General features: G+C 65.7%; 20 protein-coding genes. 9 read left to right on the top strand and 11 right to left on the bottom strand.

All coding sequences use genetic code 11. The features are described 5' to 3' along the window. Nucleotides 1-388 precede the first annotated feature (388 nt). From ACTJKQ_RS05330 to queF, 4 genes are all read left to right on the top strand, one after another. A complete protein-coding gene (locus ACTJKQ_RS05330; protein WP_260666770.1) occupies nt 389-3,544 on the top strand; it encodes an Rne/Rng family ribonuclease in 3,156 nt (1,051 codons plus the stop codon). A gap of 226 nt (nt 3,545-3,770) precedes the next feature. Further along, nucleotides 3,771-4,556, top strand: coding sequence for a peroxide stress protein YaaA (gene yaaA, locus ACTJKQ_RS05325; RefSeq protein ID WP_440596250.1), 786 nt, complete (start codon nt 3,771-3,773; stop codon nt 4,554-4,556). Nucleotides 4,557-4,592: 36 nt separating this feature from the next. Continuing rightward, on the top strand, nt 4,593-5,498 hold the full coding sequence (locus tag ACTJKQ_RS05320) for a 2OG-Fe(II) oxygenase (RefSeq protein ID WP_260666768.1): 906 nt from the start codon (nt 4,593-4,595) through the stop codon (nt 5,496-5,498). Between the two features lie 99 nt (nt 5,499-5,597). Then, nucleotides 5,598-6,443 carry an NADPH-dependent 7-cyano-7-deazaguanine reductase QueF gene (gene queF, locus ACTJKQ_RS05315; RefSeq protein WP_260666767.1) on the top strand — a complete coding sequence of 282 codons (846 nt, stop codon included), beginning with the start codon at nt 5,598-5,600 and terminating at the stop codon, nt 6,441-6,443. Between the two features lie 32 nt (nt 6,444-6,475). On the opposite strand, the gene ACTJKQ_RS05310 is transcribed toward queF, so the two are convergent. The 4 genes from ACTJKQ_RS05310 to ACTJKQ_RS05295 form a co-directional block, all read right to left on the bottom strand. Next, entirely contained in the window at nt 6,476-6,742 is a 267-nt protein-coding gene (locus ACTJKQ_RS05310) for a hypothetical protein (RefSeq protein WP_056061307.1), read from the bottom strand. 93 nt (nt 6,743-6,835) lie between these two features. Further along, nucleotides 6,836-8,395, bottom strand: a complete 1,560-nt coding sequence (locus ACTJKQ_RS05305; RefSeq protein ID WP_440596249.1) for a methyl-accepting chemotaxis protein — start codon at nt 8,393-8,395, stop codon at nt 6,836-6,838. Between the two features lie 194 nt (nt 8,396-8,589). Further along, the gene (locus tag ACTJKQ_RS05300; protein ID WP_440596248.1) at nt 8,590-9,897 is read right to left on the bottom strand and encodes a Y-family DNA polymerase; all 1,308 of its coding nucleotides are present in this window, start codon (nt 9,895-9,897) and stop codon (nt 8,590-8,592) included. Between the two features lie 45 nt (nt 9,898-9,942). Beyond that, a complete protein-coding gene (locus tag ACTJKQ_RS05295) occupies nt 9,943-10,890 on the bottom strand; it encodes a DMT family transporter (protein ID WP_440596247.1) in 948 nt (315 codons plus the stop codon). A gap of 135 nt (nt 10,891-11,025) precedes the next feature. Here ACTJKQ_RS05295 and ACTJKQ_RS05290 point away from each other — a divergent pair, with 135 nt between their 5' ends. Beyond that, nucleotides 11,026-11,907, top strand: coding sequence for a LysR family transcriptional regulator (locus ACTJKQ_RS05290; protein WP_440596246.1), 882 nt, complete (start codon nt 11,026-11,028; stop codon nt 11,905-11,907). Nucleotides 11,908-11,937: 30 nt separating this feature from the next. On the opposite strand, the gene ACTJKQ_RS05285 is transcribed toward ACTJKQ_RS05290, so the two are convergent. The 5 genes from ACTJKQ_RS05285 to amaB all read right to left on the bottom strand — a co-directional run bounded on the left by ACTJKQ_RS05285 (nt 11,938) and on the right by amaB (nt 18,617). Continuing rightward, on the bottom strand, nt 11,938-13,623 hold the full coding sequence (locus ACTJKQ_RS05285) for a thiamine pyrophosphate-binding protein (protein WP_440596245.1): 1,686 nt from the start codon (nt 13,621-13,623) through the stop codon (nt 11,938-11,940). Nucleotides 13,624-13,646: 23 nt separating this feature from the next. Next, nucleotides 13,647-14,873 carry a pyridoxal phosphate-dependent aminotransferase gene (locus ACTJKQ_RS05280; RefSeq protein ID WP_440596244.1) on the bottom strand — a complete coding sequence of 409 codons (1,227 nt, stop codon included), beginning with the start codon at nt 14,871-14,873 and terminating at the stop codon, nt 13,647-13,649. Next, a complete protein-coding gene (locus tag ACTJKQ_RS05275) occupies nt 14,870-15,787 on the bottom strand; it encodes an amino acid ABC transporter substrate-binding protein (RefSeq protein WP_440596243.1) in 918 nt (305 codons plus the stop codon). The genes ACTJKQ_RS05280 and ACTJKQ_RS05275 overlap by 4 nt, the downstream gene beginning before the upstream one ends. A gap of 74 nt (nt 15,788-15,861) precedes the next feature. After that, nucleotides 15,862-17,058 carry an NAD(P)/FAD-dependent oxidoreductase gene (locus ACTJKQ_RS05270; RefSeq protein ID WP_440596242.1) on the bottom strand — a complete coding sequence of 399 codons (1,197 nt, stop codon included), beginning with the start codon at nt 17,056-17,058 and terminating at the stop codon, nt 15,862-15,864. Between the two features lie 23 nt (nt 17,059-17,081). Further along, nucleotides 17,082-18,617: an L-piperidine-6-carboxylate dehydrogenase gene (gene amaB / locus ACTJKQ_RS05265; RefSeq protein ID WP_440596241.1), complete on the bottom strand. Its 1,536-nt coding sequence runs from the start codon at nt 18,615-18,617 to the stop codon at nt 17,082-17,084. A gap of 256 nt (nt 18,618-18,873) precedes the next feature. Here amaB and ACTJKQ_RS05260 point away from each other — a divergent pair, with 256 nt between their 5' ends. Then, nucleotides 18,874-19,785 (top strand): LysR family transcriptional regulator, encoded by a 912-nt coding sequence (locus tag ACTJKQ_RS05260; protein ID WP_440596240.1) that lies wholly within the window; start codon nt 18,874-18,876, stop codon nt 19,783-19,785. 108 nt (nt 19,786-19,893) lie between these two features. Here ACTJKQ_RS05260 and ACTJKQ_RS05255 read toward each other — a convergent pair whose 3' ends face one another. Continuing rightward, nucleotides 19,894-20,460: an ankyrin repeat domain-containing protein gene (locus ACTJKQ_RS05255; protein ID WP_440596239.1), complete on the bottom strand. Its 567-nt coding sequence runs from the start codon at nt 20,458-20,460 to the stop codon at nt 19,894-19,896. A 173-nt stretch (nt 20,461-20,633) separates the two neighbouring features. Here ACTJKQ_RS05255 and ACTJKQ_RS05250 point away from each other — a divergent pair, with 173 nt between their 5' ends. Beyond that, nucleotides 20,634-21,332 carry a DUF4336 domain-containing protein gene (locus tag ACTJKQ_RS05250; protein WP_440596238.1) on the top strand — a complete coding sequence of 233 codons (699 nt, stop codon included), beginning with the start codon at nt 20,634-20,636 and terminating at the stop codon, nt 21,330-21,332. A 45-nt stretch (nt 21,333-21,377) separates the two neighbouring features. Here the strand turns inward: ACTJKQ_RS05250 and ACTJKQ_RS05245 are convergent, their stop codons facing one another. Then, on the bottom strand, nt 21,378-22,232 hold the full coding sequence (locus ACTJKQ_RS05245) for an IclR family transcriptional regulator (protein ID WP_121943455.1): 855 nt from the start codon (nt 22,230-22,232) through the stop codon (nt 21,378-21,380). Nucleotides 22,233-22,518: 286 nt separating this feature from the next. On the opposite strand from ACTJKQ_RS05245, the gene ACTJKQ_RS05240 reads away from it, so the two are divergent. After that, nucleotides 22,519-23,625 carry an ABC transporter ATP-binding protein gene (locus ACTJKQ_RS05240; protein ID WP_440596237.1) on the top strand — a complete coding sequence of 369 codons (1,107 nt, stop codon included), beginning with the start codon at nt 22,519-22,521 and terminating at the stop codon, nt 23,623-23,625. Next, complete coding sequence (locus ACTJKQ_RS05235) at nt 23,622-24,494, top strand: ABC transporter permease (protein ID WP_440596236.1); 873 nt, start codon at nt 23,622-23,624, stop codon at nt 24,492-24,494. The genes ACTJKQ_RS05240 and ACTJKQ_RS05235 overlap by 4 nt, the downstream gene beginning before the upstream one ends. Nucleotide 24,495: the final 1 nt, after the last annotated feature.

Here is a 24,495-nt window from a genome sequence, read left to right as displayed (position 1 = left end):
CCTGTCAGCGGATCAAAGCGAGCATGTGGTTGTTGATGAGCTGGATGGTGACCTTGTGGCGGTGGCTGATGCCCCCGGCTGCACGCTCCAATTCAGCCCCAACGCCCAACCAGCAAGCGCAATCAGCTACTTTTTTGATAGCAAAACTGCGCTCCTACCACTCGCCCCCATCCACGCGCCCCTGCCTCACGATGCTGCGCTAGAGCGCGGCAGATCATTGGCATTCCCGGCAATTCCCTTCGTTTCGATGCGTCAGTCCAGGCATTCACAGCTCCTGTAGAGCTTGTTGTATTGGTTTGGAAACTGTGGGCGGCAGCCCGAGCAGCCCTCCCTGTGGGTCAGGTGGGCTGCACCGCTGCTGTCCGCGAAACACTGAAGGAATCGCATCATGAAGCGGATGCTCATCAACGCCACGCAGCCCGAAGAACGGCGCCTGGCCATCGTCGACGGACAAAAGCTCCTCGACTACGAAATCGAAATCGAAGGGCGCGAACAGCGCAAGGGCAACATCTATAAGGCCGTCGTCACCCGCGTCGAGCCTTCGCTGGAAGCCTGTTTTGTGGACTACGGCGAAGACCGCCACGGGTTCCTGCCATTCAAGGAAATCTCGCGCAGCTACTTCACCCCCGGTGTCTCGCCCAGCCAGGCGCGCATCAATGAAGTGATCAAGGAAGGCCAGGAACTGCTGGTCCAGGTCGAAAAAGAAGAGCGCGGCAACAAGGGCGCAGCCCTGACCACCTTCGTCTCGCTGGCCGGCCGCTATGTGGTGCTGATGCCCAACAACCCCCGCGGTGGTGGCGTCTCGCGCCGCATCGAGGGCGAGGACCGCGCCGAGCTCAAGGAGGCGATGGACCAGCTGGAATACCCCAACGGCATGTCCATCATCGCGCGCACCGCCGGCATTGGCCGCACCGCGCCCGAGCTGCAGTGGGACCTGAACTACCTGCTCAAGCTGTGGAACGCCATCGACGGCGCCGCCAAGGGCGGCAAGGGCGCCTTCCTGATCTACCAGGAATCGAGCCTCGTCATCCGCGCGATCCGCGACTACTTCAACAACGACATCGGTGACATCCTCATCGATACCGACGACATCTACGAACAGGCGCAGCAGTTCATGGCGCACGTCATGCCCGAGCATGCCGCCCGCGTGAAGCGCTACCGCGACGACGCCGCGCTGTTCAGCCGCTTCCAGATCGAGCACCAGATCGAATCGGCCTATGCCCGCACCGTGCAACTGCCCTCGGGCGGCGCCATCGTGATCGACCACACCGAAGCGCTGGTCAGCGTGGACGTGAACTCGGCCCGCGCCATCAAGGGCGGCGACATCGAGGAAACCGCCACCCGCACCAACCTGGAAGCCGCCGACGAAGTGGCCCGCCAGATGCGCCTGCGCGACCTGGGCGGCCTGATCGTGATCGACTTCATCGACATGGAGGAGAGCAAGAACCGCCGCGAAGTGGAAAACCGCCTGCGCGACGCGCTGCGCCAGGACCGCGCCCGCGTGCAGTTCGGCACCATCAGCAAGTTCGGCCTGATGGAGATGAGCCGCCAGCGCCTCAAGCCCGCCTTGAGCGAAGGCTCGTCCATCCCCTGCCCACGCTGCGGCGGCTCGGGCCACATCCGCGATACCGAATCTTCGGCCCTGCAGATCCTGCGGATCATTCAGGAAGAGTCCATGAAGGACAACACGGCCGCTGTGCACTGCCAGGTGCCGGTGGAAGTGGCTTCGTTCCTGCTGAACGAAAAGCGCACCGAGATCGCCAAGATCGAACTCAAGCAGCGCGTGGCCGTGCTGATGGTGCCCAACAAGACGCTGGAAACCCCCAACTACCGCCTGGAACGCCTCAAGCACGACGACCCGCGCCTGGACCACATCGAAGCCAGCTACAAGCTCGCCGAAGAAGTGGAAGACCCCACGGCCGTGACGCGCCGCTCGCAGGAGCCCACCAACAAGCAGACCCCGGTGATCAAGGGCGTGCTGCCTGACGCACCCGCCCCCGTGGCTGAGCCCCGCCCCGAAGGCGCCGCACGCCCACCCCGTGGTGGCCAACGCCCTGCAGCCGCTGCCACCCCTGCACCTGCACCAGTAGCCGCTCCAGCACCCGCCCCTGCCGCACCGCAAGAGCAAGGCTTCTTCGCCTGGCTCAAGAGCCTGTTTGGCTTTGGCAGCGCACCGGCAGCCCCCACCCCGGTCACAACGGCATCGCCCGCAGCCGCACCTGCCGCTGCCGAAACCACCAGCCGTGGCGAACCGCGCCGCGAAGGCCGCAACGGTGAAAGCCGTGGCCGCCGTGGCGGCCGCGATGGCAACCGGGACGGCCAGCGCGAAGGCGCACCGCGTGATGGCAACCGCGAAGGCAGCTCTGGCGAAGGCCGTGGCCGCCGTGGCGAACGCTCGGCCGAAGGCCGCGCACCCCGCGATGCAGACAATCGTCCACCCCGCGACGCAGAGCGCCGTCCCGAAGGCGAAGGCCGTGAAGGGGGCCGCAACGGACGTGGCGAAGGCCGTGAAGGGGGCCGTGGTCGCCGCGACAGCGAGCCGCGCAACCTGAACGCTGGCGTGAATGGTGACAACAACGCAGCTACCACTCCGGTGGAAGGCCCCAACGCAGGCAACACCGGTGGCGCAGAAGGCCAGCCGGCGCAGCAACCCCGTGGCGAGCGCGGTCCGCGCCGCGAACGGGGTGATCGCGGTGGCAACCGTGGTGAACGCGGTGAACGCGCTCCCCGCGCGGTCGAGGCCCAGGAGGCAGGCGCCACAGCCGCCGCTGGTGACTTTGCGGACACCGCTCCACTGGCATCGCTGCCGGACCTGGACCTGAGCGGCAATGACGCACCCGCCAACGGCAATGGCGCCACCGAAGAGCAGCGCCGCGAGCGCCGCTCCCGCGACCGCTATGGCCGTGACCGCCGCGAACGTGGCGAGCGTGGCCCGCGCGACAACAACGGCAACGCCGAAGCAGCTGCGCCAGCGATGCTGGACTTTGACCCCACCCAGGCCGAGCCCGCACCGGCACAGGACGAGGCGCCGCGCCGCAGCTACTTCAGCAACGCGCCCGCCGCCGAGCCTGTGGCACCGGCGGCAACCCCTGTCGCAGCTCCTGTGGCAGCCCCAGCCGCTTCAGCCACTGAGCCAGCCGCAGCGCCTGTTACCACGGCAGCTGTTGCAGCGCCCGTTGCAAACCCTGCAGCCGCACCGGTGGCTGCACCGGCACCTGTCGCAGCACCTGCACCGGCGGTAGCCGCCCAGGCCCCCGTGGCGACAGCTGCACAAGCCAAGGGACTGCCCCGCGTTCAGGCGTTCACGCTGCCCATCGATGAACTGCAGCAAGTGGCTGCCGCATCGGGCCTGCAGTGGGTGAACTCTGACGCGGACAAGATCGCTGCCGTGCAGGCCGCCATCGCTGCCGAGCCCAAGCCCATCCGCGTGCCCCGCGAGCGCCCCCCTGCGGTGGTGCTGGACGAAGGTCCGCTGGTGCTGGTGGAAACCCGCCGCGACCTGTCGGCCATGGCACTGCCGTTTGAGCAGCCCCCCGCAGCCTGATGCGCTGCAATGGCTGCTGCCCCCAGGGCCGCAGCCCACGCAAAGAAGGCGGCTCAGGCCGCCTTCTTTGCGTGGGCAACTGAGCAAGCAACGTGCTGGGCGCCAATACCCGCAAGCGACAGAAGACGGTCGTCCAGCAGGTACCATTTCAGGCCGCTGGTGCTGCCGGCAACCCGCGCTTTCCAGGCCACACTTCACCCCCGAGATCCACGGACCCTTCGCCCCCATGCTGTTCCTGCTGTCTCCCGCCAAATCGCTCGACTACGACACACCCGTTCCCGAAGGCCTGCCGCACACCACGCCCCAGTTTGTGCCGCAGTCCACGGCCCTGATCGACGTCCTGCGGGAGCAGTCGCCGCAGCAGATCGCGTCGCTGATGGAACTGAGCGACACGCTCGCGGCGCTGAACGTGGCGCGTTACCAGGCCTGGCGCCCCCGCTTCACGGCCCACAACTCGCGCCAGGCGGTGCTGGCTTTCAATGGCGACGTGTACGAGGGGCTGCAAGCCCGCAGCCTGAGCACTGACGACCTGCACTGGGCCCAGAGCCATGTCGCCATCCTCAGCGGCCTGTACGGTGTGCTGCGGCCGCTGGACCGCATGCAGCCCTATCGCCTGGAGATGGGCACGCGCCTGGCCACCGAGGCAGGCAGCAACCTGTACCAGTTCTGGGGCCGCCAGATTGCCGAGCACCTGAACACCCGGCTGCGCGCCGACACCACGCCAGTGGTGATCAACCTCGCCTCGCAGGAATACTTCAAGGCCGTGGACCGCAAGGCACTCAAGGCCCGCGTGATCGAATGCGTGTTCGAGGACTGGAAAGGCGGCAACTACAAGATCATCAGCTTCTTTGCCAAGCGCGCACGCGGCCTGATGGCGCGCTACGCCATCACCCACCGCCTTGCCACACCCCACCAGCTCGAAGGGTTTGACCTGGACGGCTATGCCTTTGCCCCGGCATCATCCGAGCCCGAGCGCCTGGTCTTCCGGCGCAAGACCCCGGCCTCCGTATAAACCCGCCCACCACCCTGCTCTTGTTGAAGGACCGCCATGGCATCGCGTTCTGACCAGCACCCGGACAGCACCACCACCCAGCACGCCAGCGCAGCGCGGCAGGCCATCACCCCCGAGTTGCGCCGCTGGATCATCGAGCAGGCCCAGGCGGGCTACGCTGCGCCCGTGGTGCTGCAGTCCATGCGTGACGCGGGCTGGGACGAAGACGTGGCGGCGGATGCGCTGGAGATCACGCTGCAGGAGCACCTGAACGACCTGGCTGTGCAGCAGGGCCTGCCCTCGGCCGTGCGGGTGCCCGAGCCCCGGCTGGATGAATCCCCCGCCCAGGTGGACTGCGGAGACCGCACCGTGAATGTGCTGCTGGCCATGGCACAGCCGCGCATCGTGGTGTTTGGCAACCTGCTGTCGCCCGAGGAGTGTGATGCCCTGATAGCCGCTGCAGAGCCCCGCATGGCACGCTCGCTCACCGTGGCCACCAAGACCGGGGGCGAAGAGATCAATGCCGACCGCACCAGCGACGGCATGTTCTTCCAGCGCGGGCAAAGTCCCCTGATCCAGCGCATCGAGGAGCGCATTGCGCGCCTGCTCCACTGGCCCATCGAAAACGGCGAAGGCCTGCAGGTGCTGCACTACCGCCCCGGCGCTGAATACAAGCCGCACTACGACTACTTCGACCCCGCCGAGCCCGGCACGCCCAGCATCATCCAGCGCGGCGGCCAGCGCGTGGGCACGCTGGTGATGTACCTGAACACACCTGACAAAGGCGGCGGCACCACCTTCCCCGACGTGCACCTGGAGGTGGCGCCGCAGCGTGGCAACGCGGTGTTCTTCAGCTACGAGCGCCCGCACCCGTCCACCCGCACCCTGCATGGCGGCGCCCCCGTGATCGCTGGGGACAAATGGATTGCCACCAAATGGCTGCGTGAGCGGGAATTTCAGTAAAAACTCCGGCATGCGCTAGTCGAACATGCGCCAGCAGCTATAAAAATAGTAGCAATAGCACAGACTCCCTTAGAACCCACACACCCGAAAGACCAGGCCATGAACACGCCAGAACAATCCCAACTCGGCAAGGCATCGGCCTATGTGGACCAGTACGACGCCTCGCTGCTGTTCCCCATCCCCCGCGCGGGTAAGCGGGCCGAGATCGGCATCACCGGCGCGGCGCCCTTCTTCGGGGCCGACCTGTGGACGGCATTCGAGCTGTCCTGGCTGAATGCGCGTGGCAAGCCGCAGGTGGCACTGGCGCACATCACTGTGCCGTGCGAGACGCCCAACATCGTCGAGAGCAAGTCGTTCAAGCTGTATCTCAACAGCTTCAACAACACCCGTTTTGCCGATGCGGCCGAGGTGCAGGCCCGCATCCGCGCCGACATCAGCGAGGCCGTGTGGCGCGGCGCCGAGCACCCCGCCACCGTGGGCGTGAAGCTCATCGCACCCGAGCTGTTCGACCAGGAGCCCGTGCACGAGCTGGACGGCCTGAGCCTGGACCGGCTGGACGTGGAATGCACGCGCTACCAGCCCGCGCCCGACCTGCTGACGGCCACATTCAATGAAGCGCCCGTGACCGAGACGCTGACCAGCAACCTGCTCAAGAGCAACTGCCTGGTGACCGGCCAGCCCGACTGGGGCAGCGTGCAGATCAGCTACAGCGGCCCGCAGATCAACCAGGAAGGCCTGCTGCAGTACCTGGTGAGCTTTCGCAACCACAACGAATTCCACGAGCAGTGCGTGGAGCGCATCTTCATGGACGTGTGGACGCGCTGCAAACCCATCAAGCTCACGGTGTATGCGCGCTACACGCGCCGGGGCGGGCTGGACATCAACCCGCTGCGCACCAGCCACCCGCAAGCCCTGCCGCGCAACGTGCGCACTGCGCGCCAGTAGGCCTGACCATCCCCGTCAACCGACCGCGCCCGTCAGTTGCGCGCATCGATCCAGTCGCACCGCAGGGTGTGGCGCAGGTGCGCGCGGGTGCGCCAGGCAACGTACAGGCTGGGGACAAAAATGCCGATCAGGCAGACCGGCGCGGCGCAGGGCTCGCCAAAAGCGCAGATGGGAAACCAGCCCACCCAGCCCAGCATCCAGACCGTCAGCACCAGGTCCCACAGGTGGTATTCGAGCGGGTGGTCGGCCTTGTGCGCCACATGCCACTGCTTGATGCGCTGCAGCTCGTCGAGGGTCATGGTGATCTCCCGGAAAACGGGAAAATCACTGTAAGTTACGAGTAAGAATTCGTCAAGGTGCGAGTGTTCCTTGGCGGCTCGTTGCAGCGCCGCTCACCCCAGCCGGAACACGTCCACCGAGCGGCCCAGCGACACCGCGCTCTCCTTGAGGCCCTGGGCGGCGGCGGCAGATTCCTCCACCAGCGCGGCGTTCTGCTGCGTCACGGTGTCGAGCTGGGTCACGGCCTCGTTGACCTGGGCAATGCCCTGCGACTGCTCCTTGGTGGCGCTGCTGATCTGCTGGACCAGCGTGCTCACGCGTTCCACCGCATGGACCACACCCTCGATGGTGGTACCGGCATGGTCCATCTGCTGCGCGCCGCTGGCAATCTGGTTCACCGTGACGCCAATCAGACCGCTGATCTCCTTGGCCGAGCTGGCGCTGCGTTGCGCCAGGGCCCGCACCTCGCCCGCCACCACTGCAAAGCCCCGACCCTGCTCGCCTGCACGGGCCGCCTCCACGGCGGCGTTGAGCGCCAGCAGGTTGGTCTGGAAGGCAATGCCCTCGATCACGCCCACGATCTCGCTGATCCTGGTGGACGACAGCTTCATCTGCTGCATGGCCGCGCCCACCTCCTGCACCGCCTGGCCGCCACGCGTGGCGATGTCGCTGCTCTGTGCGCTCTCGTGCGACACCTTGGCCGCTGTCTCCGACGTCTGCAGCACCGTGCTGGCCAGTTGCTCCATCGCAGCAGCGGTCTCTTCCAGGCTGCTGGCCTGCGACTCGGTGCGGGCTGACAGGTCCATGCCGCCGCGCGCGATTTCGTCGGCCGATTCGATGAAGTTGCGCACCTCGGTGCGCACGTCGCCCACCACGGCGCGCAGGTTGACCTGGGTCTGCTGCAGGCGCTGCATCAGCGCGCCCAGGGGCTGGGGGTAGTCGGTGCCCACCGACGTAGCAAGGTTGCAGGCCGAGATGTCGGACGCGAAGCGAGTGGCATCGTGCACGCCCTGCAGCACGGTGGCCTGAAAGCGCCACAGCGTCCACCCCGCCCCCAGCAACAGCAGCACCAGGCGGGCCACCCAGGCGGTGGTGCCTTGCAGCCCCATCACGTCGGGCAACAAGGCCAGCAGCACCGTCATCAGCAGCAGGATCGCCATGCGGGGCAGCAGCGCCATCTGCGCCAGGCGCTGCTGCCAGCCACGCACTCCCCGGTAGCGCACGTTGCCCGAGTCCAGGTAGAAGCTGCTTGCGCCCGAAGCCGCCTCGCTGCGCATCTGTGCATACAGGGCCTCGGCGGCCACCATCTCGGCCGCACTGGGCTTGGTGCGCACCGACATATAGGCGCGTGGCTTGCCGCCCTCCATGATGGGGGTGACGTTGGCTCGCACCCAGTAGTGGTCGCCGTTCTTGCGGCGGTTCTTGACCAAGCCCGTCCAGGGCTCGCCCCGGCCTATGGTGCGCCACATGTCCTTGTAGGCCTCGGCCGGCATGTCGGGGTGGCGAATGATGTTGTGGGGCTGGCCAATGAGTTCGTCGTAGCTGTAACCGCTGACGCGCACGAACGCCGGGTTGCAGTGCGTGATCTCACCCTTGGTGTTGGTGCTGGACACCAGCAGCTCATCACCGGGGTAGTCAAAATTCTGCTGGGTCACTGGCAGATTGATGCGCATTCGAGGCTCCTGAAGGGCCTGCGGCAGGGGCAGGCGGCGCGGCTTTTTTTTGGCGTGTTGTATGTAACCGCTTGATACGAATCAAGTCTAACTGCTCCCTCCCCTGCTTTGCCCCAAAAAGGTGCCTCCTCACGCCCCTCAAAGCGCAAACAATGAGCGCCTGCTCACCGCCTTTTGGAAATCCGCTGCCTCAATCAAAAAAGCTGCCCGGTTTCCATGGTCGCCTCTGCCCGAGGCCCGCGCCGACGCCCCTCTGCGGCCGCTGCGGCACGCGGCTCCAGCGCAGGCTCTTCCCCCCGCCGCGCCAGTGTGCTGGCCCGCACGCCGAGCAGCCGCAGGCGCTTGTCCAGCGGCACGCGCTTGAGGCATTGCCCCGCCAGCTGCCGGATGGTCGCCCCGTCGGCGGTGTAGCTGTTGGCGGTGTGGTCACGCGTCGCGATCTTGAAGTCGTCGTAGCGCAGCTTGATACCGATGGTGCGCGCCACATAGCCCTTGCGCTGCAGATCTTCGGCCAGCCGCATGCACAGGTCGGTAAAAATGGCTCCCAGCTCAGCCCGGTCACGCACCGCATGCAGGTCGCGGTCGAAGGTGGTCTCGCGGCTCATGCTCACCGGCTCGCTCTCGGTCACCACCGGGCTGTCGTCGCGGCCCCAGGCCACCCGGTGCATCCAGGCGCCGGTGGATTTGCCAAAGTGGCCCATCAGCCACTGCTCATCCTGCGCGGCAAGCTGCCCGATGGTTTCAATGCCCAGCCGTGCCAGCTTCTCGCCCGCCTTGGGACCGATGCCATTGATCTTGCGCACGTTCAAGGGCCAGATTTTGCTCTGCAGGTCTTCCTCGTAAACGATGGAGATGCCGTTGGGCTTGTTGAACTCGCTGGCCATCTTGGCCAGCAGCCGGTTGGGCGCCACGCCGATCGAGCAGGTCAGCCCGGTCCTATCAAAGATGCTTTTCTGGATGAGCCTCGCCAGCACCCGCCCGCCTTCGCGCTGGCCGCCGGGCACGTCGGTGAAGTCGATGTACACCTCGTCCACCCCCCGGTCCTGCATCACCGGTGCGATCTCGGTGATGGTGCTCTTGAACAGGCGCGAAAAGCGTCGCACCTCGTCAAAATCCACCGGCAACACGATGGCCTGCGGGCACAACTTGGCGGCCTTCATCATGCCCATGGCCGAGCCCACGCCGAACTGCCGCGCCGGGTAGGTGGCCGTGGTGATCACACCCCGGCCCACGTAGTCCTTGAGCAGCGGAAAGTCTTCCACCGGTATGAAGCGCCGCTCGCGCTCCTCGGTGCCGCCTGGCCCGCGCAGCAGCAGCTCGTCCACCTTGCGCCGCCCGCCACCGATCACCACAGGCAAGCCTTTGAGTTGCGGGTAGCGCAGCAACTCGACGGACGCAAAGAACGCGTCCATGTCCAGGTGCGCGATGCGGCGCAGCTTGCCGGTAGGGGCAGCCTGCGCAGGAGGTGGTGTCTCAGGAGAATCGGGCTCGGTGGCGGTCACACCCGATATTGTGCGGGGCGGCGCCCTCCCACCGCAGGCGGATGATTAGCGATTGCGCCGCGCATTGCGCTCCCCGGCCCCGATGGCCCCCAGCATCAGCACCACACCCGCCATTTGCCAACCTCCCAAGGTGTGCTGAAAGTACACCCAGTCCACCACGATGGCGACCGTGGGGTAAGCAAACTGCAGTACCGCCACCCGGGCCGTCGCCAGGCGGGCCATGCCCGCGTACATCAGGGTGTATGCCAGTCCCGTGTGGATCAGCCCCAGCCCGGCCAGCCATGCCCATGGGGCACCCCAGGCGGGCCAGCCTTGGCCCACGGGGGCCACCCACAGCACGGCTGCACCCAGCGCGCATTGCCACCACGCCAGCGCGCCCACCGGCAGCGCCCCCAGGCGCTTGGCAACCACTGTGACGGTGGCAGTGCACAGCGCACCGACCAGACAAAGCCCTACGCCCACCCAGTAGCCAGACGCATGCCCGGCACCTGAGGAAGACAGCCCCCCGGCCACGCCCGTGGCCAGCACCAACCCCACCATCGCGACCAGCACTGACACCACGCGCTGCCGAGGCACGGCTTCTTTGAGCCACCAAGCCCCCAGCAGCAACACCCACAGCGGTTGCACATGGAACAGCACCACCGCCACCCCGGTGGGCACCTGCTGGATCGCGGTGAAAAACAGCCACCAGCTCGCCAACATGAGCCCACTGAGCAGCAACACCCACGGCAAAGCAGCCCAGCCCACCCAGAGCCCCTGGCGAAGTGCCGACCAAGACTGGTTGCGCCAGGCCATCCACAACGTGAGCCCGATGAGGCCAAACGCGCACCGGAACCACGTCACCGTCAACGGCGCCGCCTGCGCCTCGTGCACAAACACGCCGATGGTGCCCAGCAGCGCGTTGCCCAGCACGAAGGCGAGCCAGCCATCCAGCCGGCGGGCATCCGGCTGCATGTGGGCAACGGCCACAGGCGAAGCGGACGCTGGAACCACGGGTGCGGATGTACCTGAAACGGTAGAGGAAGACTGCTGCATGCCCGCAGTGTGGCTGCCAGCCATTGCAATCCAAAGCGCATAATTTACAAACCAACCATTCGATCATCGAATACATCATCACTGGGGCAATCCATGAGCTACCGCGATTTGCAATTCGATTGGCTTCAGTGCCTGGTGGCTGTGGTGGATGCAGGCTCGCTCTCTGGCGCGGCGGCCGAGGTGCACCGTTCCCAGTCGGCGGTCAGCATGCAGCTCAAAAAGCTCGAAGACGCTGTAGGCCACCGACTGCTGGAGCGCGACGCACGCAAGCAGCACCTCACGCCCGAGGGTGAAACCCTGCTGGGCTATGCGCGCCGCATTCTGGAACTGCACGCAGAAGCGCATGACGCACTGAACGGCGACGCCCTCACAGGCCGGGTACGGCTGGGGGTGCCGGATGACTACGCAGCGCGCTACCTCACGCCTGCGCTCAAGCGCTTTGCGCCCCGTCACAGTGCGGTGGAGATTGAGCTGGACTGCGAGCAGTCCACAGCACTCATCCCGCGTGTTGCCAATGGCGACCTGGACCTGGCCCTGATCTCGCGCGACCACGCACGCCGGGGCACGCTGCTGTTCCATGAGCCCATGGTGTGGGTGGGGTCGGCGCAGTTCGAGTTGTGGAGGCGCGACCCGCTGCCCATTGCTGTGTACGAATCGGCCAGCCTGGCGCGGCGCGGCGCTATCCACGCGCTGGCGCAGCAGGGGCGCCGCTACAAGGTGGTCTATCACAGCTCCAGCCTGGCCGGGCAAATTGCAGCGGTGGAAAGCGGCCTGGCCGTGGCCGCCCTCACCCACTGCAGCGTGCCATCGCAACTGCAGGTGCTCGGCACCGAGCAAGGCCTGGGGCCACTGGCCCCTATGGAGGTGGCCGTGTACCGCAGCCGCGCATCGCGCGGCTCCAAGGCGGTGGACAGCCTGCAGAACCTGCTGGTGCAGACCCTGCGGCAGTCGGGCGGCGCCCGCGTGACCGGCTGAGCGCCTAGCGCCTGCTTACGAAACGGGAGCCTACTTCTTGGAGAGTGCTGCGCTGCGAATGCCCTGCAACGTGCCGGTGGGCGTGATCGCCTCGGGGTCGATCAGGCAGTGGAGCACGCTGGGCAGGCCGCTGGCACGGGCGCGGGCAAGAGCCGGAGCAAAGTCTTCGGTACGCTCCACACGCTCGCCATGGCCGCCAAAGGCCTGGGCGTAGGCCTTGAAGTCGGGGTTCTTGAGCTGCGTGGCGCTGATGCGACCGGGGTATTCGCGCTCCTGGTGCATGCGGATGGTGCCGTACATGGCGTTGTCCAGCAGCACCACGATGATGGGCAGGCCGTACTGCACGGCGGTCGCAAACTCCTGACCGTGCATCAAAAAGTCGCCATCGCCCGCAAAGATCACCACCTCGCGCTGTGGCCACAAGCGCTTGCCGCCCACACCCGCGGGCAGGCCGTAGCCCATCGACCCGCTGGTGGGCGCGAGCTGGCTCGCGTAGGTGGTGAAGGGCCAGAAGCGGTGAATCCACGTAGCGAAGTTACCCGCGCCGTTGCAGAAGATGGTGTCGGCGGGCAGCACGTCTTTGAGGTGCTGCATCACCTGGCCCATTTGCAGGTTGCCAGGGATGCGGATGGGCGCCGTGTCGCTCCAGGCCAGGTACTCGGCATGGGCCGCTTCAGCGTGCGCCTTCCAGGGCACTGCCGCCGTGGGTCGCACAGAATTCAATGCAGCTGTGAAAGCCTGTGGCGTGGCGTGGATGGCCTGGGTGGGGCGATACAGCTTGCCCAGTTCATCCGCATCTGCATGCACATGCACCAGGGGCTGCGCGGGGGTGGGAATGTCGAACAGCTCATAGCCCTGCGAGGGCACTTCAGACAGACGCCCGCCCACCACCAGCACCAGGTCCGACGCCTTGATGCGCGCCAGCAGCTTGGGGTTGACGCCCAGGCCCAGGTCACCGCCGTAGCAGGCATGTGTGGCAGGGAACAGCATCTGGCGGCGGAACGAGCAGTACACCGGAATGGACCACGCTTCGGCAAACGCGGTGAACTCGCGCACCGCCTGCTCAGACCAGCGGCTGCCGCCCAGGATGGCCACGGGATTTTTGGCGGCTTGCAGGCGCTGCGCCAGCTCGGCCATCTGCGCAGTGCCAGGGTGGGTCTCCGTCACCTGGTAGGGCAGCGCATCGGCCACGGTAGCGGCCTCGGTCAGCATGTCCTCGGGCAGCGCCACCACCACGGGGCCAGGGCGGCCCGAGGTGGCGACATGGAATGCGCGCGAGATCAGCTCGGGCACACGGGCCGGGTCGTCAATCTGCACCACCCACTTGGCCATGGTGCCGAACACCGCGCTGTAGTCCAGCTCCTGAAACGCCTCACGCCCCATGGCGTTGCGTGCCACCTGGCCCACAAACAGGATCATGGGGGTCGAGTCCTGGTGCGCGATGTGCACACCGGCCGATGCATTGGTGGCACCGGGCCCGCGCGTCACAAAGCAGATGCCGGGCTGGCCTGTGAGCTTGCCCTGCGCCTCGGCCATCATGGCCGCCCCGCCCTCCTGGCGGCATACCGTCACGCCGATGTCGGCATCGTGCAGGGCATCGAGCACGGCCAGGTAGCTTTCGCCGGGCACGCAAAAGAGCTGCTTCACACCATGGGTGATGAGCTGCTGCACCAAGATCTGGCCGCCGGTGCGGGGAGTGAGGGAGGTCGTGTTCATATCAACGGTATCGGATCAGAAAGTCAGAACAGGGCCTGGCAGGCGCGCTGGATGCGTGCGCAGGCTTCTTGCAAATCAGCGGTAGAGGCTGCGTAAGAGATGCGGAAGTATGGCGCCAGCCCCAGCACCCCGCCGGGCACCACGGCCACATGGTGCTCGCGCAGCAGGTAGGCGCAGAAGTCGGCATCGGTGCGCAGCAGCATGCCGCCCGACGTGGTGCGGCCCAGCACACCTTCGCAGCTGGCAAAGGTATAGAACGCGCCCTCCGGCACGCGGCAGCGCAAGCCCGGCGAGGCATTGAGCGACGCCACCACCAGGTCACGCCGGTCTTGGAAAGCTTGGCAGCGCTCCCGCACCACGTCTTGCGGCCCCGTCAGCGCCGCCACGGCCGCCGCCTGGCTGATGGACGAGGGACACGACGTGGCCTGGCTCTGCACCACCGCCATGGCGGCAATCAGCGCCTTGGGGCCTGCGCCGTAGCCCAGGCGCCAGCCCGTCATGGCATACGACTTGGAGACGCCGTTCACCGTCAGCGTGCGATCGCGCAGCGAGGGCAGCACAGCGGCGGGCGTGGCAAAAGCGCGGCCGTCGTACAGGATGTGTTCGTAGATGTCGTCCGCCAGCAGCCACACCTGCGGGTGGCGCTCCACCACTTCCAGCACGGGCAGCAGCTGCTCGGCACTGTAGGCGGCCCCGCTGGGGTTGGAGGGCGAGTTGATGAACACCCAGCGCGTACGCGGCGTGATGGCGGCCTCCAGCTGCTCGGGCGTGATGCGAAACCCGTTGGCCTCGGTGCAGGGCACGACCACGGGTACACCGCCTGCAATCAGCACCATGTCGGCATACGAGGTCCAGTACGGCGCGGGCAGGATCACCTCGTCGCCAGGGTTCACCGAGGCCATCAGCGCGTTGTAGAGGATCTGCTTGGCACCCGCGCCTGCGGTGATCTCGTTGAGCTGAAAGTCCAGCCCGTTGTCGTGCTTGAACTTGTGCTGGATGGCGGCCTTGAGTTCGGCCGTGCCGTCCAGCACCGTGTAGTGCGTCTCCCCCCGCGCCATGGCCTGCTGCGCGGCCTCCAGGATGTGGGCCGGCGTATCGAAGTCGGGCTCGCCCAGGCCCAGCACGATCACGGGCTGGCCCTGGCGCTTGAGCTGGTTGGCCTCTTGCGTCAGGCGCACGATTTCCGAGACGCCGATGGCGCCGAGGCGGTCGGCCGCGCGGAAGGCCGTGGCGGGGATGGCAGCATTCATTGCTGGTAAGTCTCCAGGGGCTTGTCGTTGGGGGTGGTGAACAGCTGGCGCAGCGTGGTACCCAGCGGCAGGTTCAGGCTCATGTTCTTGGGCGGGATGGGGTTTACAAACCACTTGGTGTAGATCTTTTCCATCTCGCCGCTTTGCATCAGCTTGGTTAACACACCATCCACCGCAGCCTTGAAGGTGGGGTCGTCCTTGCGGAACAGCAGTGCAATGGGCTCGGCACCCAGCGGCTCGCCCACGATGCGGTAGGCCGAGGGGTCCTTGGAGTTGGCAATCATCCCGGCCAGCAGGTTGTCATCGAGCACAAAAGCGTCGGCGCGGCCGGTTTCGAGCAGCAAGAAGCTCTCATGGTGGTCCTTGCCCAGCACGGTCTTGATGGGCGCGCCACCCAGCGCGCGCTCTTGCTTGCGCAGCAATTGCACGGCGGTGGTGCCAGTGGATGCCGCAATGGTGCGGCCTGCGAGCTGGCTGATGGACTTCAGGTCCGAATCCTTGCGCACTGCCATGCGCACTTCGCTCACATAGGTGGTCACCGCAAACGCCACCTGCTGCTGGCGCGCGGTGTTGTTGGTGGTGGGGCCGCAGCCGATGTCCAGCGTGCCGTTCTGCACCAGGGGCAGCGTGTTCTGCGCCGTCACCGCCATGTATTCGAGCTTGGCGTCGGGTGCGATTTCTTTCAGCACGCGCTCGCACAGTTCGACGTGGTAGCCCACGTATTTTTCATTCGCGCCCAGCGCATAGGCCATGGGTGGCGAGGTCTCGCGCACGCCCAGCACGGCCTTACCCGATGCCTTGATCTTCTCCAGCGTGGGCTGGGTGACCGTCTGCGCCAGCGCGGGGGCCGTGGCCATGCAGGCCAGGGTCAGGCCTGCAGCGAGCGCTGTGAAGGTCTTGCGGGAAATTGCCATGTCGTTGTCTCCGTATGTTTTGTGGTTGGCAGGTTGAGAAAGGGGTGAGGGAAAACTGGCGGTACCGATGGTGCTCAGATCACGTTCTTTTCGAGCAGTGGTGCGTTGCGTGCAATGCGCTCGATGGACAGCGGCGACAGGTCCAGGCTTTGGTAGCTGCCCGTAAGCAACAGCTCGGCCACGCCTCGGCCCACGGCAGGGCACTGCTGCAGCCCGTGACCCGAAAAGCCGTTGGCAAACACCAGGTTGTCGCACGCCGGGTGCAGGCCCACGATGGCGTTGTGGTCAAACGTGTTCATCTCGTAATAGCCCGCCCAGGCACCCTGCATGCGCAGTGCCTCAAAGCCGGGGATGCGCTCTGCCAACGTGGGCCAGATATGGTCCTCGAACGCCGCGAACTCGGGCTCCAGCGGGGCAAAGTCAGCGTCGTTGTCCGCATCAGGCGCAAAGCCGCAGATAAAGCCTTGGCCCTCGGGCCGCAGCCAGATGCCACTGGTGTCGATGAGCAGGGGGCAACCCGGCAGCGCCGCAGGGCTGGCGAGGTTGAACACCGTGCGGCGCTTGCCCACCACCGGCAGATCAATGCCCGCCCAGCCTGCAATGGCAGCTGCCCAGGGGCCACCGGCGTTCACGGCATAACGGCAGGGCAGCACGGTGCCGCTTTGCAGGCGCACCGCGTTCACGTGCAACACGCCATCGCTGGCCGCCGTATCCAGCCCCACGGCCTCATCGGCCATGTAGCGCACGCCCTGGCTTTGCGCCTTTTTGCGCAGGGCCGTCAGCAGCAGGTAACCATCAAACCAGCCCTCGCCCGACAGGCCCAGCGAGCCCAGCGCCACATCCTGCAGCGCCAGCCAAGGAAAGCGCTCTGCCAGTTGCTGCGGGCTCAGCAGCGCCACATCGGCGCCGTGCTGCTTTTGCAACGCATGGTTCTCGCGCAGCGTGGCCTCGCCCGGCTGGGTGGCCAGGTACAGATAGCCGCCTTCGTGCAGACCGATGTCAGGCACATCACCATGGCACGCCAACAGTTGGCCCACGTTGCGCAGAAAGTCGATGCCAAACGCCGAGATCTGGATGTTGATGTCCGTCGAGAACTGCTGGCGGATGGAACTGGCCGACAGCGCCGACGACGCCCGCGCATAGGTCGCGTCGCGCTCGACCACCACCACCTCGCAGCCCGGTTGCTGCAGCGTGAGGAAGTACGCAATCGCACTGCCGATGACACCACCGCCGATGATGACGATGGGGTGTGAGTCCTTAGCAATCAACATGAACGGGGCAACCAGCGCGTGGGTTACACGTCAAACGTCACGCCTTGTGCCAGAGGCAGCGCGGTGGAGTAGTTGATGGTGTTGGTCGCGCGGCGCATGTAGGCCTTCCAGCTGTCCGATCCCGCTTCGCGGCCTCCGCCGGTTTCCTTCTCACCGCCAAACGCGCCGCCAATTTCGGCGCCGCTGGGGCCAATGTTCACGTTGGCAATGCCGCAGTCCGAGCCTGCGGCAGACATGAACAACTCGGCCTCGCGCACATTGAGCGTGAAGATGGACGACGACAGGCCCGCGCCCACGGCGTTGTTCATGGCAATGGCTTCGTCAATGGTGCTGTAGCGCACCACGTACAGGACGGGCGCAAAGGTTTCGTGCAGCGCGGGGCCTTCGTGTTTTTGCAGCTCCACCAGTGCGGGGCGCACGTAGTACGCATCGGCACCGCCGATGCCTTCCACGCGGCCACCACCGTGCACCGTGGCACCCAGCGCACGGCTTTGCTCCAGCGCCTTTTGCATGCCGTCAAACGCAGGGCGGTCGATCAGCGGGCCCACCAGCGTGCCGGGCGTGCGCGGGTCGCCCACCTGCACGTTGGCGTACACCTTGGCGAGCTGGGGCACCAATTGGTCGTAAATGCTCTCGTGCACAAACAGGCGGCGCAGCGTGGTGCAGCGCTGGCCCGCCGTGCCCATGGCGGCGAACGCAATGCCGCGCAGGGCCAGGTTCAAATCGGCCGTGGGCGCCACGATGGCTGCGTTGTTGCCGCCCAGCTCCAGAATGCCGCGCGCAAACCGCGCTGCCAGGCGCGGGCCCACGGCGCGGCCCATGGCGGTGGACCCCGTGGCCGATAGCACGGGCACGCGGGCGTCATCCACCAGCACCTCGCCAAGGTCGCGCTGGCCCACGATCAGCTCCAGCAGGCCCTCGGGTGCGTCGCTGCCAAAACGCGCAATGGCGCGCTGGGCAATCGCGTGCGTGGCCAGGGACGTGAGCGGGGTCTTTTCCGAAGGTTTCCACACCACTGAATCACCACACACCAGCGCCAGCGCGGCGTTCCACGACCACACGGCCACCGGGAAGTTAAAGGCCGAGATCACTCCGCACACGCCCAGTGGGTGCCAGGTTTCCATCATGCGGTGGCCGGGGCGCTCGGTGGCAATCGTCAGGCCGTACAGCTGGCGCGACAGGCCCACGGCAAAGTCGCAGATGTCGATCATCTCCTGCACCTCGCCCTGGCCTTCGGACGGGATCTTGCCCGCCTCGATGGTCACCAGCAGGCCGAGGTCCGCCTTGGCGGCACGCAACTCTTCGCCCAGCAGGCGCACCAGCTCGCCCCGGCGCGGTGCGGGCACATTGCGCCACGCCAAAAAGGCCGCATGCGCGCGGCCGATGGCAGCCGTGGCATCGGCCGGGCTTTGCTGTGGCACCTGGGCCAGCACCTCGCCCGTGATGGGCGAACGCGCAGCCAGCGTGCCGCCGGTGTAGGCGGCGCGGGGCACGCCCAGGCGTTGCAGCAGTTGATCGACTTCGGACACAAGGGGGGTGGCGGCAGGGGTGGCAGACATGGCGGCTCGCAAAGGTGAGTGGAGGCGAATAGAAGGAAGCAGCGTGGGAGAAAACGCGCGATCAATGCGCCAATATCCGCCAATCGCGCCGTGCTGGATAGCAAAAAAATGGAACTACTTGATCACAAATCAGCATGAAGTGCCTGAAAATTGCAGAGCTACTAGCGCTTGATGCACTAGCGCCACAGCCCAAAACCATGCACAACCTGACAGAGCCGCTCATTCCCTCTGCGCATGATTGATCCCATTTGCCGCCATGACCCTGCTGCGCCGCGCCTTCCTGCCTTCCACCGCCGACCTGCTGGCCTTTGAGGCGGCAGCGCGCCACCAGAGCGTGTCGCGCGCGGCCGAGGAACTGCACCTCACGCAAAGCGCCGTGTCGCGCCAGATCCGCCAGTTGGAGGAGCAGATCGGCACAGCCCTCTTCCACCGTGTGCGCCAGCGTGTGGTGCTGACCGACGCGGGCCGCGTCTACGCGGCCGACGTGCAAAACGTGCTGCAACAGCTGTCGGCCAGCACACAAAAGGCCATGGCGTTCTCCAGCACCGACGGCCTGCTCAACCTGGCTGTGCTGCCCACGCTGGGCACCCGCTGGCTCATCCCGCGACTGGGCGGCTTCATGGCGCTGCACCCTGAGGCACTGGTCAACTTCTCGGCCCGCACCGAGCCGTTTGACTTTGCAGGCACACCGTTTGACGCTGCCATCCACTTCGGCACGCCGCACTGGGCAGGCGCCGTGTGCGAATACCTGATGCACGAAGAAACCGTGCCCGTGTGCAGCCCCGCTTACCGCGACCGCCACAACATTCACACACCGCAAGACCTCACGCGCGTGGTGCTGCTGCAGCAAAGCACCCGCCCCACCCAATGGGCCGAATGGTTCGAGCTGGTGGGCGCCCCCACAGCCCTGGCCCTGCGCGGCCCCCAGTCTGAACACTTCGCCATGATTGCGCAGGCTGCCGTGTCGCACCTGGGGGCAGCGCTGCTGCCGCGCTTCTTGATCGAGCAGGAGCTGGCGGCAGGGAGCCTGGTGGAGCTGTCCGACCAGGTGCTGACCAGCACCGATGCGTACTACCTCGTGTACCCAGAGGCGCGGGCGCAAACGCCGCTAGTGAAGGCTTTCAGGAACTGGGTTGTGGGAGAGTGCGCAGGGCAGAGGCAGGGGTGAAACGCTCACCGCTTAAACAGAAGGGCACCCGCGCTCAAGCGCTTGAGGAATTGCACAGGGAGCATGCGCGGCCCCGGGTTGACCCGAGTGCCTGACGATGCCTGAAAGCTACTGAAAAAACTGCGCTAGGTCAAAATTGCCAATGGACTGAGCAAGCTCCAGAGGCGAGATACCGTAGTTGTTCTCTTTGTTTCTGTCAGCGCCGGAGCGAAGCAACAACTTGATCAAATCGCCGCTGCCATCTGAATGGAAAACAGCATCTGAAAGCGGTGTGTTTCCATTGGCATCAACAGAGTCCACGCTCACTCCCGCCAATATCAGGGCCTCACTGACGGCGTAGCTGTTGGACTGTGCAGCGAAATGCAGTGGAGTCAAACCATTGACATCGGACGCATTGGGGTCCGCATCGGCCAACAGAAGTTGCTTGACCTTCAATAAGTCGGCCTCCAGAGCCGCATAGTGAAGTTCCGTGCGCCCCATGCGATCCACACCAGAGCGTTCGTTCTTCGTCGGACCTTTGCGAATCATTGCCTCTCCGTCGCTTGCATCGCAGAACCATCCGAGGCGGAAGGGGCCGTTCTGAAAACGCTGGACATTGATACCTCCTGGAGATGGCAGACGACCTGGGTTTGCCGGTGTGGGGCGTTGCGCGAATGGCGAGGGAAAAGATCCCATAGCACCCGGGAATTTCAACCCAGCGAACTATAGCGTTCGAACAAACAGGGGCGTGGACCCTATCTGCTTTAAGAATTGATTTTCTCCAAAGCGTCCAACCACACGACAAAACTCTGCACCATGTCGAATTCGTTCAAGACGCCGCCTCTAGGGACAGGGCACCATCCTGCGCCATGCAACTTGAACCCCTCGATACCGATCTCTGGCACGCCACCCACGCGTTCAAGGCCAACGGCCTTCCCATCACCACGCGCATGACGGTAGTGCGTCTGCCAGGGCGCAAGCTTTTCATCCACTCTCCCATCCCAATGCAGCCCGGCAGCGCGTTGTTGCGCCAGTTGCAAAGCCTCGGCAGCGTGGCCTTTGTCGTGGCGCCGAACAAGATGCACCACCTTTTTCTGGCGCCCTGTGCCGCAGCCTTCCCGGGCGCGGTGGTCTACGGCCCTCAAGGGCTTGCGCAAAAACGGCCAGATTTGGCCGCTACGCTGCATGCGCTGCCTGCAGGCGACCTCCCCGAGTGGCTGCCTGAGCTGGAGCACTTTGCGTTTGAGGGCATCCCGGCGGGCAATGAGTCGGTGTGGTTTCACCGGCCGTCTGCCACGCTCATCGTGACGGACCTCCTGCAGAGGATGGCGGGCGATCTGCCCTGGCTCACACAGGCCTATGCCACGTTGACAGGGGTACGGCGCCAAATGGCTGTGCCGCTTACAGTGCGTGCATTGGTGCGCGACCGCACTGCGGCGGCCCGCAGTGCCGCGCATGTGTTGCGCTGGCCGTTCACACGGGTGGTGACGGCCCACAACCAAGTGATTGACAGCGAAGCACACGCACAGGCGGCGCAAGCGCTGTCGGTGTTTCTGAGCGCAAGTTGACCCGCAAGCCGTTGCTTTCGGGAACTCGGAACCTCGCTCAACAGATCACGCCCCAGGTTCCGCAGGTGCAATGGCCTGCGCCTCGGCTCGCACGGATGACAAACTCTGTGCCGGCCTTCTCAGCGTTGCATCAAACGGATTGATCTTCGGCCCAATCGCGGCCGCCTCGCGTTTGAGCAACTCCACGACGGTCGGCAGACGGTCATCGTTCAAGCGCGCGGAGATAGTGCCCACGCTCAATGCAGCGACGGCCCGACCTTCGCGGTCCAGTATGGGTACGGCTACACCAGCCATGCCTTCGAGCAAGCCGGTATTGCGGCCCGCGTAGCCCAGCTGGCGCACACGCTCGATCTCGGTGCGCAAATAGACCTCGTCAAACACGCCGTACTCGCGCACGCGGGAGAGGTTGAAGCGGATGACCTCTTCGCGCTCGGCCTCGGGCAAGAAGGCCAGGATGGCCAGCGCACCCTGCCCCACGCCCAGGGCCACGCGGCCGCCGATGTCGCCGGTGAAGGAGCGGATGGGGAACGGCCCCTCGCTGCGGTCCAGGCACACGGCATCGAACCCGCTGCGCACCAACAGAAAGATGCTGTCTCCCAGGCTGGCGCACAGGCGCAGCAATGCAGGGCGGCACAGGCTGCGCAGGTCGCCGGGGTTGCCCGCTTTGGCAGCCAGGGCGAAAAAGTCCATGCTCAGTCGGTAGAGCTTGCTGCGCTCGTCCTGCTCGACCATGCCCTCTGCCACCAGCGATTGCAGCAAACGGTGCGTAGTGCCTTGCGTGAGGCCCACGGCACGCGCCAATTGGGTGACTCGCCCGCCCTCGGCCTGCACGGCCGACAGGGCCCGGATGACGGCAAACACCCGGGGTACGCCGCCGGTGGCGGTGGATGCGGCTTCCATACCTCGCTCCTGTGGAATTCGTTGATCAAACTGGAGGCATCATATTTCATTGAACGGAATAAATTCAATAAAAATTCTGATTAATGGAATACCCGAAGCATTCTGGTTTGTTTATTGCAATAGATTCAATTGAATCGAGCGGCTGTTCCAGCCTTTGTGCGGCACTTGCACCACCCCGGTGCAAGCACACCGAAGGCCCGCAGCCCATCCATGCAACTCCACAGCAGGTGACACGCACAGCCCCCCAGGCAAACCGTGCGATGCCACCACCGGAAAGGCTTTCGCCATGTCGTTTCTCAAGCTCACGGATGTGACCAAGTTCTATGGCAGCACCTGCGCGGTGCAGTCCATGAACCTCACGGTGCAAAAGGGTGAATTTGTGTCGTTGCTGGGCCCGTCGGGCTGCGGCAAGACGACCACGCTGCAGATGGTGGCGGGGTTCGAGGCCGTGACCAGCGGGCGCATCGAGCTCGATGGCAAGGACATCACCCACGCCAAGGCCAACACGCGTGGGCTGGGCATCGTGTTCCAGAGCTATGCGCTGTTCCCGCACATGACGGTGGCGGCCAACGTGAGCTTTGGGCTGGAGATGCGCAAGGTGCCCAAGGCCGAACGCGCCGAGCGCGTGGCCCAGGCCCTGGCGCTGGTGCATCTGGAGCAGCATGCCACGCGCTACCCGCGCGAGCTGTCGGGCGGCCAGCGCCAGCGGGTGGCCCTGGCACGTGCGCTGGTGATCGAGCCGCACGTGCTGCTGCTGGACGAGCCCCTGTCCAACCTCGACGCCAAGCTGCGTGAGGAGATGCAGTTTGAGCTGCGGCAAATCCAGCGCAAGGTGGGCACCACCACCATCATGGTCACGCACGACCAGAGCGAAGCCATGTCCATCAGCGACCGTGTGGTGGTGATGGAAGCCGGCCGCGCCACGCAGATCGACCACCCGCACCGCGTGTACGAGCACCCGCGCACGCGCTTCATCTCCACCTTTGTGGGCAAGGCCAACCTGCTACCGGGCCAAGTCGCCCATGCGAGCGGCACACACACGCAGGTGAAGGTGGGCGCCCTCACGATGGCGGTGGACGGTGCCCGCTACCGCCCCGGCGCCGCCGTGCTGCTGAGCGTGCGGCCTGAAAAAGTGCAACTGGTGCCCGCCGTGCAGGGCCGGATGGATGGTCAGGTGTGCGAGCGGTTCTTCCTGGGCAGCCAGTGGCTGTACCGTGTGGGCACCCCCGTGGGCGACCTGATGGTGCTGGTGCCCAACGACGGCCGCGCTGCGCTGGCCGAGGGCGAGCGCACGGGCGTGGACTGGCCCGACCACTGCATGCGCCTGCTGCCCGCCGATGAAACCGCCATGGCCGAGCTGGAGGCCGAAGACGCCGCCGAGGTGGCGCCATGAGCCTGGCCACCACCTTGCTGCACAAAAAGGCCGTGCCCTGGTGGTTGTCCGGCCCGGCGCTGCTGCTGTTCACGGTACTGCTGCTGGTGCCGCTGGCACTCACGGCCGTGCTGTCGTTCAACGCGTTCGACCTGGCCACAGGGGTGAAGGCAGGCGAGTTCACGCTGGAGCACTACGCCCATGTGTTCACCGATTCGTATTACCACACGATCTTCTGGCGCACGTTCTGGATTGCGGGGCTGGTCACGCTGATCTGCGTGGCCATTGGCGCACCCGAGGCCTACATCCTGAGCCGCATGGGCAACCCGTGGCGCTCCATCTTGCTGCTGGTGGTGCTGGCACCGCTGCTGGTATCCGTGGTGGTACGGGCCTTTGGCTGGAGCATGCTGCTGGGGCCTGAGGGGCTGGTAAATGGGCTGTTCGGGCTACTTGGATTTGGCCCCGTGAAGATGCTTTACACCGAGATCGCCGTGGTGATTGCGCTGGTGCATGTGATGCTGCCGTTCATGGTGATCCCGGTGTGGACCTCGCTGCAAAAGCTCGACCCGGGTGTGGAGAACGCCGCCCTGTCGCTGCAGGCCACACCCTTCACCACGCTGCGGCGCATTGTGTTGCCGCAGGTGCTGCCCGGCATCCTGTCGGGAAGCCTGATCGTGTTTGGGCTGGCGGCCAGTTCGTTCGCCATCCCCGGCCTGCTGGGCGGGCGGCGGCTGAAGATGGTGGCCACGGTGGTGTACGACGAATACCTGCACGAGCTGAACTGGCCTTTGGGCGCGGCGATTGCGCTCACGTTGCTGGTGGCCAACCTGGTGGTCATGCTTAGCTACAACCGCTTGGTTGAAGGCCGCTACAAGAAAGCACTGGGCTGAA

It is taken from the genome of Acidovorax sp. 22279, from assembly GCF_052045435.1.
Lineage (GTDB): Bacteria > Pseudomonadota > Gammaproteobacteria > Burkholderiales > Burkholderiaceae_C > Acidovorax > Acidovorax delafieldii.
The sequence above is the reverse complement of the archived record's forward strand: the minus strand, read 5'-3'. Positions and strand labels throughout refer to the sequence as shown.